Genomic DNA, 16,480 nt, shown 5'->3' on the forward strand with positions numbered 1-16,480 from the left:
CACAATGTCAAAGAACGAAGAAATCAATTCTATAGATCCAAACAGTATTTCTCAACAAGAATTACATGGGTATTTATTATCTGCCGTAGCGCCAAGACCTATATGTTTTGCCAGTACAATTGATAAAGATGGCAATGTTAATTTGAGTCCGTTCAGCTACTTTAATTTATTCAGTGTAAATCCGCCAATGATGATATTTTCACCTTCTAGAAGAGGTAGAGATAATACCACGAAGCATACGTTAGAGAACGTATTGGAGGTAAAAGAAACGGTTATCAATATCGTGAATTATGACATGGTAGAACAAATGTCATTGTCAAGTACCGAGTATGGTGACGGTGTAAATGAATTTGTAAAAGCAGGATTCACACAAGTACCAAGTGATAAAGTGAAACCACCAAGAGTAGGTGAGGCACCGGTAGCATTTGAATGTGTAGTTGATCAAGTAATAGCCTTGGGTGACGGACCAGGAGCAGGTAATTTAGTACTCGCAAAAGTTGTTCAGATTCACGTAAAGAAAGCGTTTTTAGATGCAGAGGGGAAATTAGATACTCCCAAATTAGATTTAGTGGCTCGTATGGGTGGTAATTGGTATTGTAGAGCCAATGGCGATGCTTTATTTGAAATACCTAAACCAATACGTACCCAAGGAATAGGGGTAGACATGTTACCCGAAGCTGTTCGTAATAGTTCCGTTTTAACGGGAAATAATTTAGGGAGACTAGGTAATTTAGAAGAACTGCCAACCAAAGAAGCTATCGCAAAGATTACAGAACACCCTGAGGTGAAATCTATATTAAATGGTGCTGAAGATAGTATTGAATTACACCAACTAGCGCAACGATGGTTAGCTGAAGGCAAAACTGAAGATGCGCTGGCATTATTGCATTTGTAGTTCTTAATTAAAGATCATCAGGTTCAATATGAATCAGTACATGTTCTAGGTTAGGGATTTCTCTATTAAGATGATCTTGTAGCAGGTGGGCAATGTCATGCCCTTCGGTAACAGAAATTTCACCATCTACCATGGCATGTAAGTCCACATGAAACTTCATTCCCGCTTTGCGAATAAAACATTTTTCGGTACCGGTAACACCTGGCACTTCTAATGATTTAATTCTAATTTCTTCTAATAGATCGTCGTAACGTTGTTCGTCCATTATTTCTCCTAAAGCTGGTCTTAGAATTAAATAGCTATTGTAAAGAATAAAGCCCGATGCCATAAGGGCGGCCCAATCATCTGCCGTTTCATAACCTTTGCCAAGTACTACGGCAATAGAAATACCAATAAATGCCATTATAGAAGTAATAGCATCACTTCTGTGATGCCAAGCGTCTGCTTTTAAAGAGGTGCTTTGGGTCTCTTCACTTTTTTTGATAATAATGCGGTACGAGATTTCTTTCCATACGATTATTATACCCAGAACAATTAATGTCCAAGCTTTTGGAACTTTATGCGGAGTCTGAATATTTTCGATACTTTCGTAAGCAATGACCGTTGCGGAAATAACTAAAAAGGCAACGACAAGAAAAGTGATGATAGGTTCTATTTTTCCATGTCCGTATGGGTGATTTTCATCTGCCGGTCTTTCTGCATATTTGAAACCTAAGAGTACAAGAATAGAAGAAAAAATATCTGTGGTAGATTCAATAGCATCGGCTATAAGGGCATAAGAATTGCCAAAAAAACCTGCAATACCTTTAATCAAAGCCAGGCATATGTTCCCGATAATGCTAAAATAAGTGGTCTTTATTGCCGTCTGTTCAATACTCATATTGCAAAGGTAAGATACTCAAATTATCAGGTTCGCTTTTTGAAATCAAATTTAGCGTTAGAAAATATTATTCTGCCTTCTCATAAGCCTCCTTCATCCAAACAATTAATTCGTCATCAACCTGACTAGCATCGTTAAGTTGTACTCTATGGGTGCACATACTACCAAATGGTCCTGAAGATTCTAGTCGGTCAGTGGTCGGCTTGTCTTTTATTTTGAGTCCGAGGTCAATTCTTGTTTTAGTTGCAGGTTTTATAAGTGCAAATTGTTTTTTACGAATAATACTTACCGTAGTTTTCTTTGGAGTGATGGTAACATCATTGCCAAATATTTTTACCACTTTTAAAAGAGTTTCGTAAATAGGGATTAAGCTTTCTTTTCCCTTGTACTGTTGGGTAACTAAGTCGGTTGGGGAGTTGTTTTCTTCTTTAGACAAAGTGACGATGGTATTCGCAAAACCATGGGTGACTCCGTGTTCTTTCTTTAGAAAATTGACACCTTCAGAATGTTTGGTAAAAGATTTTGTTTTTAAAAGTGATTTCCATTCGTTTAAAGATTTGCCTGTTTTCTCGGGCATATTATCAATCATGGTCTGTAGCGCCTTATCCATTTTCTTAGAGTTTGGTTGGAACATTCAATTTACAAAAATTAAAAATCATCGGTCTTTCCATTTTAATTCATCCACAGAAAAACAAGAATTACGTCTTAACATTAAGAATCTGTCAATAAAATACGCCGCAACTCTAAAATGAATAATAATTTTATGAATAACGGCTAGTATTCAATAATTGCTGATATTAGTGCTTATATTAGGTAGTACTGAAATCCCACCAAATTATGGCATTAAAAGTTGCAATTAAACACAAGACGAAATATATCTATGATAGAAGTATAAATCTATCTCCACACATATTCAGGTTACGACCTGCACCACACAGTAGAACACCTATAGAGGCGTATTCAATAAAAATAAAACCAGAGAACCATTTCTTCAATTGGCAACAAGATCCATTTGGTAATTATATGGCGAGAATTGTTTTCCCAGATAAGACCACAGAGCTTTCTGTTGATGTAGAAATCATAGCAGATTTAAAGACCATTAATCCGTTCGATTTTTTCGTAGAAGAAGCGAGTGAAGAATTTCCTTTCAAGTATTCTGAAGAAGCTAAAAAGGAGCTTTTACCTTATTTAGAAAAAGTGGAAAGTGGACCGCTGCTAAAAGAGTATCTCTCTAAAATAGATTTAACGCCACTACGAAGTATCGATTTCTTAATTAACCTTAATAGCAACTTGTATAATTACCTGAACTATACCTTACGTATGGAGCCTGGTGTGCAAACATGCGAAGAAACCCTAGAAGCTAAATTGGGTTCTTGTAGAGATTTTGCCTGGTTATTGGTGCAGATACTTCGTCATTTAGGTTTGGCGGCGCGTTTTGTGTCTGGGTATTTAGTACAATTAAAATCAGATGAAAAATCATTAGACGGTCCGTCAGGTCCTGAAGAAGATTTTACAGATTTACATGCATGGGCAGAAGTATATTTACCTGGTGCTGGGTGGGTTGGTTTAGATGCTACATCTGGACTCTTTACCGGTGAAGGTCATATACCGTTGGCTTGTACACCATCTTATGAAAGTGCGGCACCAGTAAGCGGATTTAGCGATTTTGCAGAAACTACCTTTGAATTTGAAAATTCGGTTACTAGAATATTCGAATCTCCGAGGGTTACAAAACCATATACCGATGAACAATGGAATGCTATATACAATCTTGGTTTTAAGGTAGAAGAAGAATTACAGGCCAATGATGTTCGTTTGACCATGGGTGGTGAACCTACATTCGTTTCTATAGATGATATGGAATCTGAAGAGTGGAATACCGCTGCAGATGGTGAACACAAAAGAGAACTGGCAAGTAAATTGTCTATTCGATTATTAGAGGTTTTTGGTAAAGGCGGCTTGTTGCATCATGCGCAAGGTAAGTGGTATCCGGGTGAGGCGCTACCTCGTTGGTTGATCGGCATACATTGGAGAAAAGACGGAAAACCAATTTGGAAAGACCCAAGTTTATTGGCATCATTTTCTGAGGAATATAAAATGCCCAGAAATATTACCAAACGATTTTTAAAGACTTTAGGTGGTTACTTAGGCTGTAAAACCAATAGTATAATGCCTGCCTATGAAGATGCATTTTACTTCTTATGGGAAGAGGGGAAGTTACCTGTAGATGTTAATCCGAAAAAATATAATAAAGATGATACCCACCTTCGTAGAAAACTAGGTGAAATATTAGAACAAGGCATAGGGAAAGTAGTAGGTCATGTATACCCGCTAACCCACAAGAACAATAAATGGTTGACCAATAAATGGGAATTCAGAAATAAAAATTTATTACTTACTCCCGGTAATTCGGCAATTGGCTTACGTTTGCCTTTAGCAGCATTACCGAAAGACCCGCCAATTCCGTCAGAACCAACGGCAGAAGTAGAGCTGTTTGAAAATACGCCCGATTTACCAACGACTGATGACGCGTTACGAAAGCGAATGAAGTTGAAATCTACTTCGCACCCACGAAAGCACCCTTATGTACGCACGGCTATTTGCGCCGAGGTTCGTGAGAAAAAGTTATTTCTATACCTGCCTCCATTAGACAGTGCCGAAGACTTTTTAGATTTGGTAGCATGTATTGAAGCTACTGCAAAAGAATTGAAAGTGCCTGTTATTTTAGAAGGTTACGAACCACCAAGAGATAATAGGTTAGAGGTGTTGAAAGTTACTCCTGATCCGGGGGTGATCGAAGTAAATGTGCATCCGGCGAAAAACTGGCAAGAGTTAACAGATAATACGTTGACATTATATGCCGAGGCAAAACAAGCCCGTTTAGGAACAGAAAAATTCATGTTAGATGGCAAGCACACCGGTACAGGTGGTGGCAACCATGTAACCTTGGGCGGAGTAACGCCAGCTGATAGTCCGCTCTTGCGAAATCCTCAATTATTACGAAGCTTATTAACCTTCTGGCAGCATCACCCAGGCTTATCTTACCTGTTTTCAGGCGCGTTTATTGGTCCTACAAGTCAGGCACCACGAGTAGATGAGGCTAGGTTAGAGAATTTGTATGAGCTGGAAATTGCCTTTTCTCAAATTCCTGATGATGAAGAAGTCCCGTTTTGGATTACCGACCGTTTATTCCGTCACCTATTAACAGATATTACGGGGAATACCCACAGGGCAGAATTCTGTATCGATAAATTATACTCGCCAGATTCTTCTTCTGGTCGCTTAGGTATATTAGAGCTACGTGCTTTTGATATGCCGCCACATGCACAAATGAGTTTAATGCAAATGTTGCTCGTGCGTACATTAGTATCTTGGTTTTGGAAAAAGCCGTACAAGCACGATTTGGTACGTTGGGGTACAGAGTTGCATGATAAATTCTTGCTAGAGCATTATGTAAAAGAAGATATAAAAGATATTGTGGCGCAATTGAACGACGCTGGTTATCCGTTTAAGTTAGATTGGTTCGATCCATTTTTTGAATTCCGTTTTCCTTTATATGGCATGGTCGAAATAAATTCAATTCAAATGGAATTGCGAATGGCGATAGAACCATGGAATGTTCTTGGTGAAGAAATGACCGGTGGTGGTACATCGCGTTATGTAGATTCGTCATTAGAACGTGTTCAGGTAAAAGTGAATAATTTTAATAGTAAACGATATATACTGACCTGTAATGGAGTAAAAATAGAACTCAGCTCGACAGGTACAAAAGGAGAGTATGTTGCGGGAGTTCGTTTTAAAGCATGGGAACCATGGTCGGCACTACACCCAACTATCGGTGTAGACACTCCGCTAGTATTTGATATCGTTGACGATTGGAACCAAAAGTCTATTGGTGGTTGCACCTATTTTGTAGCACACCCAGGTGGGCGTTCTTACGATACATACCCTGTAAATAGTTTAGAGGCAGAATCGAGAAGAATTAATCGTTTTTGGGATATTGGGGTAACACAAGATGAGGTAACACCTACAGAATTGGTCGCTTCAACAAATTTTACGGGTAGAATGGTAGAACCTAAGGCAGGTTCAAATACATTTGTATACAAAGAGATGCCGATTAACCCCGAGTATCCACATGTAACAGATTTACGTAAGAAGTAATTGAAGAGGTAATGCCAACAACAAAAACGCGCTGGTTTAATAATTATGATACCCAAAAGGGCAATGATGAAATGTATTCATTGAACAATGGTATGAAGCCCTATTGGAATAAATTATTAACCGAATTTGACACCTTAGGAATAACAGGATTAAACGCCCGTCAAAAAGATATTGACTGGTTGTTATCAGAAAATGGTGTCACTTATAATGTATATAATGACCCAAAAGGGTTGCATAGGCCTTGGAATCTGAACGTGGTTCCTTTTATGTTGCACCAAGATGAGTGGACGAAGGTAGAGGCAGGCTTAAAGCAAAGAGCAGAACTGCTTAATTTGGTACTTAAAGATGTCTATGGTGAACGAAAACTGATTAAAAACGGTATTGTGCCTTATGAAGTTATTTATGGTCACCGTGGTTTTCTAAGGCAATGTTCTGGTATGGAATTGAAACTAGAACAGTATCTATCGATTTATGCAGCAGATCTTTGCCGTGGTACAGATGGGCGTTTGTGGGTCGTAAATGATCGCACAGAAGCACCCTCAGGTATGGGGTATGCTTTAGAGAATAGATCTACCACAAGTAGAGTTTTGTCAGATATGTACGCCGAAATGAAGGTGAAGCGATTGTCTGGCTTCTTTCAAGAATTCAATCAAATGCTTATTGATGCGGCGCCAGGTAAAAAAGAGAATCCGACAATTGTAATACTTACTCCCGGTTCACATAACGAAACCTATTTTGAACATGCCTATATGGCTTCGTTCTTAGGTTACCCGTTAGTTCAGGGTAATGATTTAGTAGTACGAGATGGTTTTCTTTGGATGAAATCATTGCAAGGCTTAAAGCAGATAGATGTCGTTTTACGTAGAGTAGACGATGCTTTTACAGATCCTTTAGAGTTACGTGAAGATTCCCATTTGGGCGTTGCCGGATTGTTAGATGTGGTACGAAGAAAAAATGTAGCTGTCATCAACCCTATTGGTAGCGGAGTAATCGAAAATCCCGGATTGATTCCGTTTATGCCTGCAATTGCAAAGTATTTTCTGAAGGAAGAATTAAAACTACCTCAGATAGCGTCTTGGTGGTGTGGGCAAGAGAAAGAAAGAAACTATGTGCTAGAGCATATATCTGAATTAGTAATAAAGAGAATTGATCGCACCAATAGAGAGAGTATATACTTTTGCGAGCAAATGAGCGCTAAAGAATTAGAAGAGCTTAAAAAAGTTATTCTAGAGCGCCCGTATCGTTTTGTGGCGCAAGAGCGTATAAATTTTTCAACTGCACCGAATCTTTCCAAAGATAAATTAGAACCTCGTAATGTAGTTGCTAGATCATTTTGTATTGCATCTAAAGGTGAATATTCTGTTATGCCAGGTGGTTTAGTACGAGTAGCACCCGATGGCGAAACGGTAAGAGTTTCAAACCAAAGAGGAGGCACCAGTAAAGATTTTTGGATATTAGATGATGCTGAAATAAAAGAAGAAAAGAACAGGCATTGGCAAAAGAAATCATCGATAGCTATTTCTGGTCTTGATGATCTGCCAAGTTTAACAGCCGAGAATTTATATTGGGCGGGTCGTTATGTAGGGCGTACATTGGTAAATGCACGTTTTTTAAGAACTGTAATGCGCCAAATGGCAATTGTTCAGAATAGAGATGAAAAGCCAGATTCTGAGAAGCTTAAAGTACTGTTTAAAGCTGTTACGCAATTAACAGGTACATACCCGGGGTTCGTAGAAAAGGACAAGGACGGTAAACTGGCAATGGATAATCCGTATGAAGAAATGTTGTCGGTAATTCTCGATAAAAACAGAATAGGCAGTTTGGCGCATACCATTAGCATGTTCAGTAATTCTTATTACTCTATTCGTAATCTCTGGTCTTCAGATATGTGGCGTGTATTTGAAAATATTCAGAAACTATGGAATGCCTTGGTAGATGGCAAGGATCATTCAATCAACAAAATATTAAAAGTGTTGAATCAATTAATTACTCGCTTAATAGCATTTATGGGGTTAATTGAAGAAAGCATCATGGTGCAACAAGGTTTGTTGTTATATTTCATCGGCTTGCAATTAGAGCAAAGCACTTTAAATATCACCAAATGCAGAGCCTTATTGACTATAAAATATGATGAGCAGGTAGAGTATGACCTGTTAGAGTATTTATTGACCAGTCACGAAAGTTTAAATATTTACAGATATAGTTACCGTTCTCATATAGAGTTGGCACATGTGCTAGATTTGGTTGTATTAGATTTAGACTATGCACGTTCGTTAACCTTTATGATCAATAGAATTCAAAAGGATATTGCACGTTTACCACATTCTAAACATGACCATCAATTAAATAATTATCAAAAGTATATTTTCGAGGCATTCTCTAAGTTGAGGTTGGCAGAGTCTACAAAGTTGGCAATGACCAAGTCAGAAACAGATTTTAAACGAGAAGATTTAGATACGCTGTTAGAAGAACTAACAGATTTGTTGTACAAGGCATCGCAGTCCATCTCCAATACCTATTTCAATCATACAGACAAGCAGACCCAATTGTTTACACAGTCTTTTCCTATTTGATTATGATATTTAACGTTACACATATCACTAAGTACGATTATAACGCTCCAGTAAGCTATTGTCATAATATAGCAACGCTACGTCCCAGAGAATCTAAAGGGCAAGAGTTATTAGAATACAGTATTGATATTTCACCAGAACCGGCAGAAATAAGTGAACGAGTAGATTTCTTCGGTAATTATATTACCCGTTTTTCCATACAGACAGAACATAGAACCCTAAAGGTTACAACTCGAAGTAAAATTAAAAGAGAATACGCTCAGTTTCACGAATCTTTCAAGAGTGACACCTGTAAGATTATAACAATGAGCGAAGCATTAGCAGCATTAAATGGCATGCACCCAGAAATTCTAGAGGCAAAGCAATATATACTAGAATCTATTTTTATAAGAAGAACAGATAAGGCGATACGAGATTATGCCGAGGTTTCTTTTAAAGGGGATAGGTCTGTATTTGAAGCCGCTTACGAATTGATGCAACGCATTTATACAGATTTTGATTTTGATTCAGAATTCTCGACCATATCAACTCCGATAGAAGAGGTGATGAAAGAGAAGAAGGGTGTCTGTCAAGATTTTGCGCAAATTGCTATTGCTTGTATACGCTCTGTTGGATTGCCGGCGAGGTATATAAGTGGGTATATCGAGACATTACCTGCGCCAGGTAAAAAGAAGTTGGTAGGTGCCGATGCATCCCACGCCTGGTTCGCTATTTTTATACCAGGTTTTGGCTGGGTAGATTTTGACCCTACGAATAACCAAATACCTAAAGACCAACATATTGTAGTAGGTTGGGGTAGAGATTATTATGATGTGCCACCTTTAAAAGGAGTGGTGTATGGTAGTGGACAGAGTAAATTACATGTATCGGTTGATATTGCTGCTGTAGAGTAGTTTAGGGTGTTGGTTTAAAAATAGGCCATACCCACCAAATCGGTTAGTTCCCCCGAAATACCTTTTCGGTAGGATGGCCATAGCACTAAATATTTATAGATATTGACTAGTGTTTATTCTTGTTTTAAGTAGGGCAAAATTAATACCATTTAACGAAAAAGCATTACGGTTTTCCGTAATGTGATATGATTTTTCAGTTTTTAAATCAGCCCTAAATCTTTCACTATAGCCACAAGGTGTATAGCATTGTTGGCATTGAATTGAATACGTAATTTATTTAAACGCTTTTCGATAGAACTTAAGCTGGCAGGTGAAATATTCTCTTTTCTATATAATGCACTAATTTCATCTTGAGATAATCCTTTACTTAAATTATCTAGAAGAGAAATATCGTAATCATCTATCTCTAATTCATTTTCACTGCTAAAGGCATTAGCCACTTCAGGAGATAAAAAAGTATTGCCCTCAGCTATTTCAGTAATAGCTTGTGTAAGATTTTTGAGTCCGTTTCTGCTCTTACATACATAGGCATCAATATGATGCTGTGTAAACAAAGTTCTTACGGCTTGTAATCTATCTTCAACAGAATAGACAATAACTTTTAATTCTGGAAATTCTGTTTTTAATTTTTCTACTAGCGAATGCCCAGAAGGGTAGGTTTGTGATCTATGGTCTACTTTAAAAGATAGGTCAGATATTACCAAATCAAAAGACTCGCCATCTAAATTGGCTCTTTTAACTTTTAAGTACGCATCATCGCAATACTGTACTTGGTCTATTTGAGAAACACCTAATTCGGTCAGTAATGAAAATACACCTTTGTTGATGTCTTCCATATCTTCCGCGATTAAAACTTTTTTGAACATGCATTAAATTATTATTGATGCCTTAAAGCCATCACCTTGCTTAGATTCAAAATTAATAGTTCCATTTAAAGAAGCGATACGGGATTCCGTATGTTGTAGCCCATTTTTTTTAAAAAGATCACAACCCACCCCATTATCGCGGTAAATTATTTGAATTTTAGACCCTTCTTTTTTGAAAATTAGGGTGACAAATGATGCCTGGCTATGCTTGCGCATATTGGTCATAAGTTCTTGTAAGACCCTATAAATAGCGGTTTTCTTATGTTCTGTTACGGTATTCCATGATATTTTAGAAAGGTTACGGGTAATCACATTTACCTTGTTGTTTTTGTAGCCAAGTAATAAATCATTTAATTGAAGATCGAAATCATTTCTTAGGTCAATTGCACTATTTTCTCTTGAAATATCTCTTGTTTTGGTATAAATCTTCTCCATTTCATCAATAACCTTACTGTCAATACCCGAATTATTTTCAAGTGAGGTCATCACTTTATACATATCATTAGCTACTTCGTCATGTACTTTTTTAGCAATTCTGGTTTCTGTTTTATAGATTTCTTCAATTTTAGCTTTGCGGTATCTGTTCCGATAGATAAAATAAGAACCAACTAATATTAAAAAAATGATAAAGGCAAGCGATTGATATGCCAGTCGCTTACGAGATTCAATTTCTTGAAGTAATATACTGGCTTGCGTTTTTTTCTGTTCTTCGGCAACATTATATTTTAGAAAAGCATTTTTGTTTTCTGCTATTTGTTTGGCATTGGTAATACTATCGTTTAATCTTATATATTCATGAACAAGCGGATTCTTATTTAGATTCATGAGTAAAGAAATAGCTTCGATCTTAAATGAGCTACTATTTATTTTATTTGATAATGCCAGTGTTTTTTCAGCAAATACCAATGCCTTGGTCGTGTCTTTTCTATCTAAATAATATTGAGACAAATGTGTGGTGCTAGAGTGTAAACCAATAATATCATTGTTTTTTTCACGAATATCAAAAGCCCTTTTTAAATTCTTTAATGCATCTGGTTGGTTTAGTTTGGCCTGCACGTGCCCTAAGTTATCGACTACTAAACCTAGTTCGTAATTGTTTAATTGCGATTGTTTTTGGTGAAGTAACCTATATATTTCGAGGGCTTTAGAATAGGATAATTGGTCGGTGTATATATTGGCTTTATTATTCAGTATAATAACACTGTCCTTTAGTTTTGTGGCTATTTGTAAAGCCTGATCAAATGAATTAATAGCTTCATTAAAATTATTAGAGGTTCTATAAATTCTGCCTAATTGATTGTATAAGCCTACTCTGGCGTTAATCAACGTGTCTTTGGTAGCCATAGAATTGATGAGGTTCAAGGCTTCCACAACATGGTTTTCACTATTGAAATTGTTTCCTATTTTAAATTCAGCAATAGATAAAAGCCTTAAATCGTAAATGACTTTTAGTGTGTCGTGCAATTCTAAATGATTCTCTTTTTGCTTTGTAAAAAAGTTAATACCTGATGGAAGGTCTTGAGGTTCAACCGGATTTACAATCGAATTTCGAAAAAAAAGCGAACTATCAGATGGGGTTTGTGCAGCAGAGCTTAAAGAAAAGCAAAATGCAAAAACGTAAAGAATTAGAGTAGGTAGAATAAATGAAACTTTGTTGTATTTCATTCCTCTAATGTAGAAACTTTTTAGGTATTAGTTTAGGTCTTATATAAGCAAAAACAATAATATCTACTTAAAACGTAATTGTGGGCTTTATTGTTTTATCTCTTTAGTAAATATTGTGCATTCTGTTTTCTAAGAGATTAAGATGCTATTATTAAAATTGAGTCTTACTATAATGTCTTAAAGATCTTTTTTATATATTATTGTCTTTTTTAAATCATAGATAGCTAAGATGACCTTATACGATAAAATAAATAGTTTAAGAGAAATTAATACTCTTTCTAAGCACGAACAACTGGTCAATGGTATTATACAGGCTATCGATGAAAAGATCTTAGAAAGAGGTGATAAGTTGCCATCCATAAATCAAATGGTGTCGCAATTGGGTTTTGCAAGACAAACAATAGTCAAGGCTTATGAAGAGCTTAAAGATCGAGGTTTAGTAGAATCAAAAAAACTAAAAGGTTACTTTGTTGTCAGTAATGAGACCAAGGTAATATTAAAGGTTGCGCTAATAATGTTCTCTTTTCAGCGATTTCAACAAGATTTTTATGACTCCTTTAGAAAAGGATTGGGTAAAAAATATCAAATAGATGTTTTCTTTCATCATAATAACTTAGAAATATTTAATAGTATATTTCAAAATATTCAGGGTAAATATGGCATGTATGCTATTGCCCCGATACAAGATCCTAGTTTACGTCAGGTATTAGAATCTATTCCGCCTTCCAATTTATTAATAATAGATAGGTTTATTGAACTTGATAAATCGTACTCTTATATCTCACAAGAGTTTGAAGAATCTACCTATGCAAAGCTGGTAGAACTATTATCTGAAATTACTAAGTATAAAAAGTTTGTATTATTCTTTAAGGAAGATGCAGATTACCCGATCGGAATTTTAAAAGCGTTTAATAGGTTTTGTGAAGATTACGATATAGAGGCATCTGTTATAAGTAAGTATAAATCGAAATCTATAAAAAAAGGAAGTTTATACTTTTTTGTGAGTGATACTTATATATGGGATGTTTTAAAAGATATTAGAAACAGTGAATATAAAGTGGGTAAGGAAATCGGGATCTTATCACATAATGATCACGTAGTAAAAGAAATTATATTTGGAGGTATTACCACCATTTCAACAGACTTCAAAGAAATGGGAAAAAAGGCAGCTAGCCATATCAAAAACCACGGTGATACTCATATTATTATGCCTTCAGACTTGATTATAAGGCATTCTCTTTAGTAATATAATCACTTATTTTATTCTCATATTATCAAATCTTCACTATTAGTATAGATAAATTATTATATCCTAAATTTTAACTTAATATTTTGATAGTATCCAAATATTTATATATTTGCATAATAGCATAGACTGGCATAGTACAATTTTATGTCAATCAGCTAAAATCAACTAACGAAAAAAAATTATTAACAGACATTAATTTTATGATGGGAAAAACACTCAAACAAATTATGGGTTTTGCTTTTGCACTACTTGGTAGTATTGCTTTTGCGCAAACCACACAGGTATCTGGGACGGTATCTGATATGCAAGGACCATTACCCGGCGTTAACATTGTAGTAAAAGGAACTACGAATGGGGTTACTTCAGATTTTGACGGAAATTATACTATTTCCGATTTAAATACTGATGATGTTTTAATATTCAGTTACATTGGGTTTACTACCCAAGAAATAGCAGTTTCAGAACGTTCTATTATTGACGTACAACTTAATGAAGATTCTGCTCAACTTGATGAAGTAGTGGTTGTGGGTTATGGTACTCAAAGCCGAAGAGAGGTTACCGGTGCTATTGCTTCTATTAAAGCAAAAGATATCGCACAGGTAGTTACGGGTAATCCTACGGCTGCCCTTCAAGGTAAACTGGCAGGTGTACAAGTAGAAACATTTGGTGGTCAGCCTGGTGGATCTGCAAACGTCTTTGTTCGTGGAATTGGTTCTTTAACCAATTCTTTTCCATTATATGTAATAGATGGAACTTTTGCCGAAAATATGGATTTTGTAAATCCAAACGATATTGAGTCGATAGAGGTGTTAAAGGATGCTTCATCTGCGGCAATATATGGATCACGTGCTTCAAACGGCGTGGTTTTGATTACCACTAAAAAGGGAAATAGAGGTGATATTTCGGTTAATCTTAATATAAGGGGAGGGTTTGAAGTAGCTTCTAAAAAGTTGGATTTTCTGAATAGCGAACAATTTTTAGATTACAGAAGAGACTTTGAAGCAAACGATGCAAGTGGTTTTCAAATAGACCCTGCTAATTTTTCAGAGAACGGAAGCTTAACTTATACAGATTGGCAAGATAAATCTTTAAGTACAGGTCCTATTCAAGATTACGGTGTTTCAGTAGCAGGTGGCAGTGAAAACTCGAGGTATTTTTTTTCTACCAATTATTATAACCAAGATGGTATTCTTATTGGATCTGGTTTTGAAAGAATCAATGCACGTGTTAATGGCGAATTTAAGATCGGGAAAATTACAATTACGGAGTCTATCGGTTTAGCGCAAAGTAAAATTCAAGAGAACGAATATTTCGGATTTGAAGCAGCTACAGCTCCCATTTTAAGATTTAACGTACCAGAGAATGAAGGTGGGTTTGAAGCTCCAGTTAGAGAAACCGCAGGTTTCGGGGGTATAAATAATTATGCGCTAGCTGTATTAGATGATAATCTTGAAACTAGAAGAAACTTGTTAGGTAATGTTAGTGTTGCTTATAAAATAGTAGATGGTTTAACGGCAAAATTAAATCTTGGTATAGATTACACAAACAGTTTTCGTGAAACGTTCAGACCAACTTATTTTATGAGTCCGACCGATGCCCGTTTTAATGATAACCCTCAAAATGATTTAACTCATGTTCGTTCAGAATTCTTAAGAACTCAGATAGAACCTACGTTAAACTATAATAAAGAATTTGGTGATCATAAGGTAGACGTTGTTGTTGGTTATGGTCAATTAAAAACTCGATATGATGTGTTGGCAAACTATGTTGGTAACTTGCCATCTAATAATATTCGTACAACTGGTGCTGCAGGTGTTGACAATATTATAGGGAACGCTGGTTTCAAAGAAATTGACGGACTAATCTCTTCATTTGGGCGTCTTAACTATTCATTTGGTGGTAAGTACTTGTTTTCAGGAACTATTAGACGTGATGAATCTTCAAAATTTGCGGAAGGATTCCGTTCAGATGTTTTCCCTTCTTTCTCCTTAGGTTGGAGAATAAGTGATGAAAACTTTTTCCCTAAAGATGGTATTATTTCAGAAGTTAAATTACGTGGAGGTTACGGTGAGTTAGGAGCACAGAATGTTGGTAATTACCTTTATCAATCTGTTGTAGGTACTACCTCTTCTTCTTCATTCGGTAATTCTATATTACCTGGTTTTGCCCAAACTTCATTTGCGAATGACGGCTTACAATGGGAAACCTCCTCTACGGCAAATTTTGGAGTTGACTTTGGTTTCTTCGATAATGCTTTAACCTTTTCGGCAGAATATTATAAAAAACAAATTGAAAATTTATTAGTAGCCGTGCCTATACCAAGTTCGAATGGTACCAATGTTCCTTTAACACAGAATGCAGGTGGTCTAGATAATAGTGGTGTAGAATTTTTGTTGAACTATAGAAAAACCGAGGGAGACTTCAAATTTAATGTTGGTCTTAATCTTGCTACACAAAAGAGTACTTTGACTCAGGTGCCAAGTGAATTTTTTGGTCCTTCTGTAAATGAAGGTATACAGAGTGTAAATATTTTTAGGGCTGGGGAAGATCCGGGTTCGTTTTATGGTTTTGTTGTTGATGGTGTGTATGATGATCAAGCTCAAATTAATAGCGATCCTAATAGAATTAACGACCCTAATATTTCAGCTCTTTCTCCGGGTGATTTTATAAAGAAAGATATAAATGGTGATGGGCAAATCAATAATGATGACCAAACAATTTTAGGTAGTCCGGTTCCTGATTTTACTTATGGTATAAATTTAAGTGGAGAGTATAAAAAATTCGATTTCAGTATATTTTTTAATGGTGTGCAAGGAAATGAAATTTATAACCAAGCTCGTGTGTTCAATACATTAGGGGCTGACGGTAATAAGTTTACAGATGTTTTAGATAGATGGTCACCACAAAATACGACAGGAAGTCTACCTAGACCTACATCAACAGACCCTGGACAGAATGCACTACCTTCATCATATGCAGTTGAAGACGGTTCTTTTCTTAGATTACAAAATCTTACTATCGGATATGATTTTTCAGAATACATCAAAACAGAATGGATAAAGCGTTTTCGTTTGTCTGCCACTGGTCAGAATTTGTTTGTAATCACCAATTACTCGGGTTATGATCCCGATGTTGCTTCTACTAATGGGGCTCGTTCCAATGAAAACAATGGTTTTTTTGGATTTAGGCCTACTGTAAATTCAGTAACTGGTCGTGGTATAGATATTAGAGCATATCCAAGAGCTACTGGTATTATTTTCGGATTAGAGGTAGGATTTTAAAAAAAAATAAAACATAA

10 protein-coding genes are annotated in these 16,480 nt (G+C 36.1%); 6 read left to right on the forward strand and 4 right to left on the reverse strand.

Annotated elements, in window-relative coordinates:
- Window positions 1-4: 4 nt before the first annotated feature.
- On the forward strand, window positions 5-895 hold the full coding sequence (locus ACJJVT_RS19570; RefSeq protein WP_405400919.1) for a flavin reductase family protein: 891 nt from the start codon (window positions 5-7) through the stop codon (window positions 893-895).
- Between the two features lie 7 nt (window positions 896-902).
- On the opposite strand, the gene ACJJVT_RS19575 is transcribed toward ACJJVT_RS19570, so the two are convergent.
- Together ACJJVT_RS19575 and ACJJVT_RS19580 are read right to left on the reverse strand one after the other, a co-directional pair.
- Complete coding sequence (locus tag ACJJVT_RS19575) at window positions 903-1,775, reverse strand: cation diffusion facilitator family transporter (protein ID WP_405400920.1); 873 nt, start codon at window positions 1,773-1,775, stop codon at window positions 903-905.
- Window positions 1,776-1,842: 67 nt separating this feature from the next.
- Window positions 1,843-2,385, reverse strand: a complete 543-nt coding sequence (locus tag ACJJVT_RS19580) for a DUF4287 domain-containing protein (protein ID WP_405400922.1) — start codon at window positions 2,383-2,385, stop codon at window positions 1,843-1,845.
- 227 nt (window positions 2,386-2,612) lie between these two features.
- Between ACJJVT_RS19580 and ACJJVT_RS19585 the strand changes: the two genes are divergently transcribed.
- The 3 genes from ACJJVT_RS19585 to ACJJVT_RS19595 are packed head-to-tail and all read left to right on the forward strand — an operon-like array spanning window position 2,613 to window position 9,402.
- A complete protein-coding gene (locus ACJJVT_RS19585; RefSeq protein ID WP_405400924.1) occupies window positions 2,613-5,936 on the forward strand; it encodes a DUF2126 domain-containing protein in 3,324 nt (1,107 codons plus the stop codon).
- 11 nt (window positions 5,937-5,947) lie between these two features.
- Entirely contained in the window at window positions 5,948-8,509 is a 2,562-nt protein-coding gene (locus ACJJVT_RS19590) for a circularly permuted type 2 ATP-grasp protein (RefSeq protein WP_405400925.1), read from the forward strand.
- Between the two features lie 2 nt (window positions 8,510-8,511).
- Window positions 8,512-9,402, forward strand: coding sequence for a transglutaminase N-terminal domain-containing protein (locus tag ACJJVT_RS19595; protein ID WP_405400926.1), 891 nt, complete (start codon window positions 8,512-8,514; stop codon window positions 9,400-9,402).
- 200 nt (window positions 9,403-9,602) lie between these two features.
- Here ACJJVT_RS19595 and ACJJVT_RS19600 read toward each other — a convergent pair whose 3' ends face one another.
- On the reverse strand, window positions 9,603-10,268 hold the full coding sequence (locus ACJJVT_RS19600) for a response regulator (protein ID WP_405400927.1): 666 nt from the start codon (window positions 10,266-10,268) through the stop codon (window positions 9,603-9,605).
- Between the two features lie 3 nt (window positions 10,269-10,271).
- Window positions 10,272-11,933, reverse strand: coding sequence for a tetratricopeptide repeat protein (locus ACJJVT_RS19605; RefSeq protein WP_405400929.1), 1,662 nt, complete (start codon window positions 11,931-11,933; stop codon window positions 10,272-10,274).
- Between the two features lie 229 nt (window positions 11,934-12,162).
- Here ACJJVT_RS19605 and ACJJVT_RS19610 point away from each other — a divergent pair, with 229 nt between their 5' ends.
- Together ACJJVT_RS19610 and ACJJVT_RS19615 are read left to right on the forward strand one after the other, a co-directional pair.
- Window positions 12,163-13,176: a GntR family transcriptional regulator gene (locus tag ACJJVT_RS19610; protein WP_405400930.1), complete on the forward strand. Its 1,014-nt coding sequence runs from the start codon at window positions 12,163-12,165 to the stop codon at window positions 13,174-13,176.
- Between the two features lie 209 nt (window positions 13,177-13,385).
- Entirely contained in the window at window positions 13,386-16,463 is a 3,078-nt protein-coding gene (locus ACJJVT_RS19615; RefSeq protein ID WP_405400931.1) for a SusC/RagA family TonB-linked outer membrane protein, read from the forward strand.
- Window positions 16,464-16,480: the final 17 nt, after the last annotated feature.

It is taken from the genome of Maribacter sp. Asnod2-G09, from assembly GCF_045063795.1.
In the GTDB taxonomy this organism is placed as follows: Bacteria; Bacteroidota; Bacteroidia; order Flavobacteriales; family Flavobacteriaceae; genus Maribacter.

What these genes read in the sequence shown, in the direction of transcription:
- ACJJVT_RS19585 (WP_405400924.1), top strand. Translation starts at nt 2,613, where the DNA reads ATGGCATTAAAAGTTGCAATTAAACACAAGACGAAATATATCTATGAT.
- ACJJVT_RS19610 (WP_405400930.1), top strand. Translation starts at nt 12,163, where the DNA reads ATGACCTTATACGATAAAATAAATAGTTTAAGAGAAATTAATACTCTT.
- ACJJVT_RS19570 (WP_405400919.1), top strand. Translation starts at nt 5, where the DNA reads ATGTCAAAGAACGAAGAAATCAATTCTATAGATCCAAACAGTATTTCT.
- ACJJVT_RS19595 (WP_405400926.1), top strand. Translation starts at nt 8,512, where the DNA reads ATGATATTTAACGTTACACATATCACTAAGTACGATTATAACGCTCCA.
- ACJJVT_RS19605 (WP_405400929.1), bottom strand. Translation starts at nt 11,933, where the DNA reads ATGAAATACAACAAAGTTTCATTTATTCTACCTACTCTAATTCTTTAC.
- ACJJVT_RS19615 (WP_405400931.1), top strand. Translation starts at nt 13,386, where the DNA reads ATGGGAAAAACACTCAAACAAATTATGGGTTTTGCTTTTGCACTACTT.
- ACJJVT_RS19580 (WP_405400922.1), bottom strand. Translation starts at nt 2,385, where the DNA reads ATGGATAAGGCGCTACAGACCATGATTGATAATATGCCCGAGAAAACA.
- ACJJVT_RS19600 (WP_405400927.1), bottom strand. Translation starts at nt 10,268, where the DNA reads ATGTTCAAAAAAGTTTTAATCGCGGAAGATATGGAAGACATCAACAAA.
- ACJJVT_RS19575 (WP_405400920.1), bottom strand. Translation starts at nt 1,775, where the DNA reads ATGAGTATTGAACAGACGGCAATAAAGACCACTTATTTTAGCATTATC.
- ACJJVT_RS19590 (WP_405400925.1), top strand. Translation starts at nt 5,948, where the DNA reads ATGCCAACAACAAAAACGCGCTGGTTTAATAATTATGATACCCAAAAG.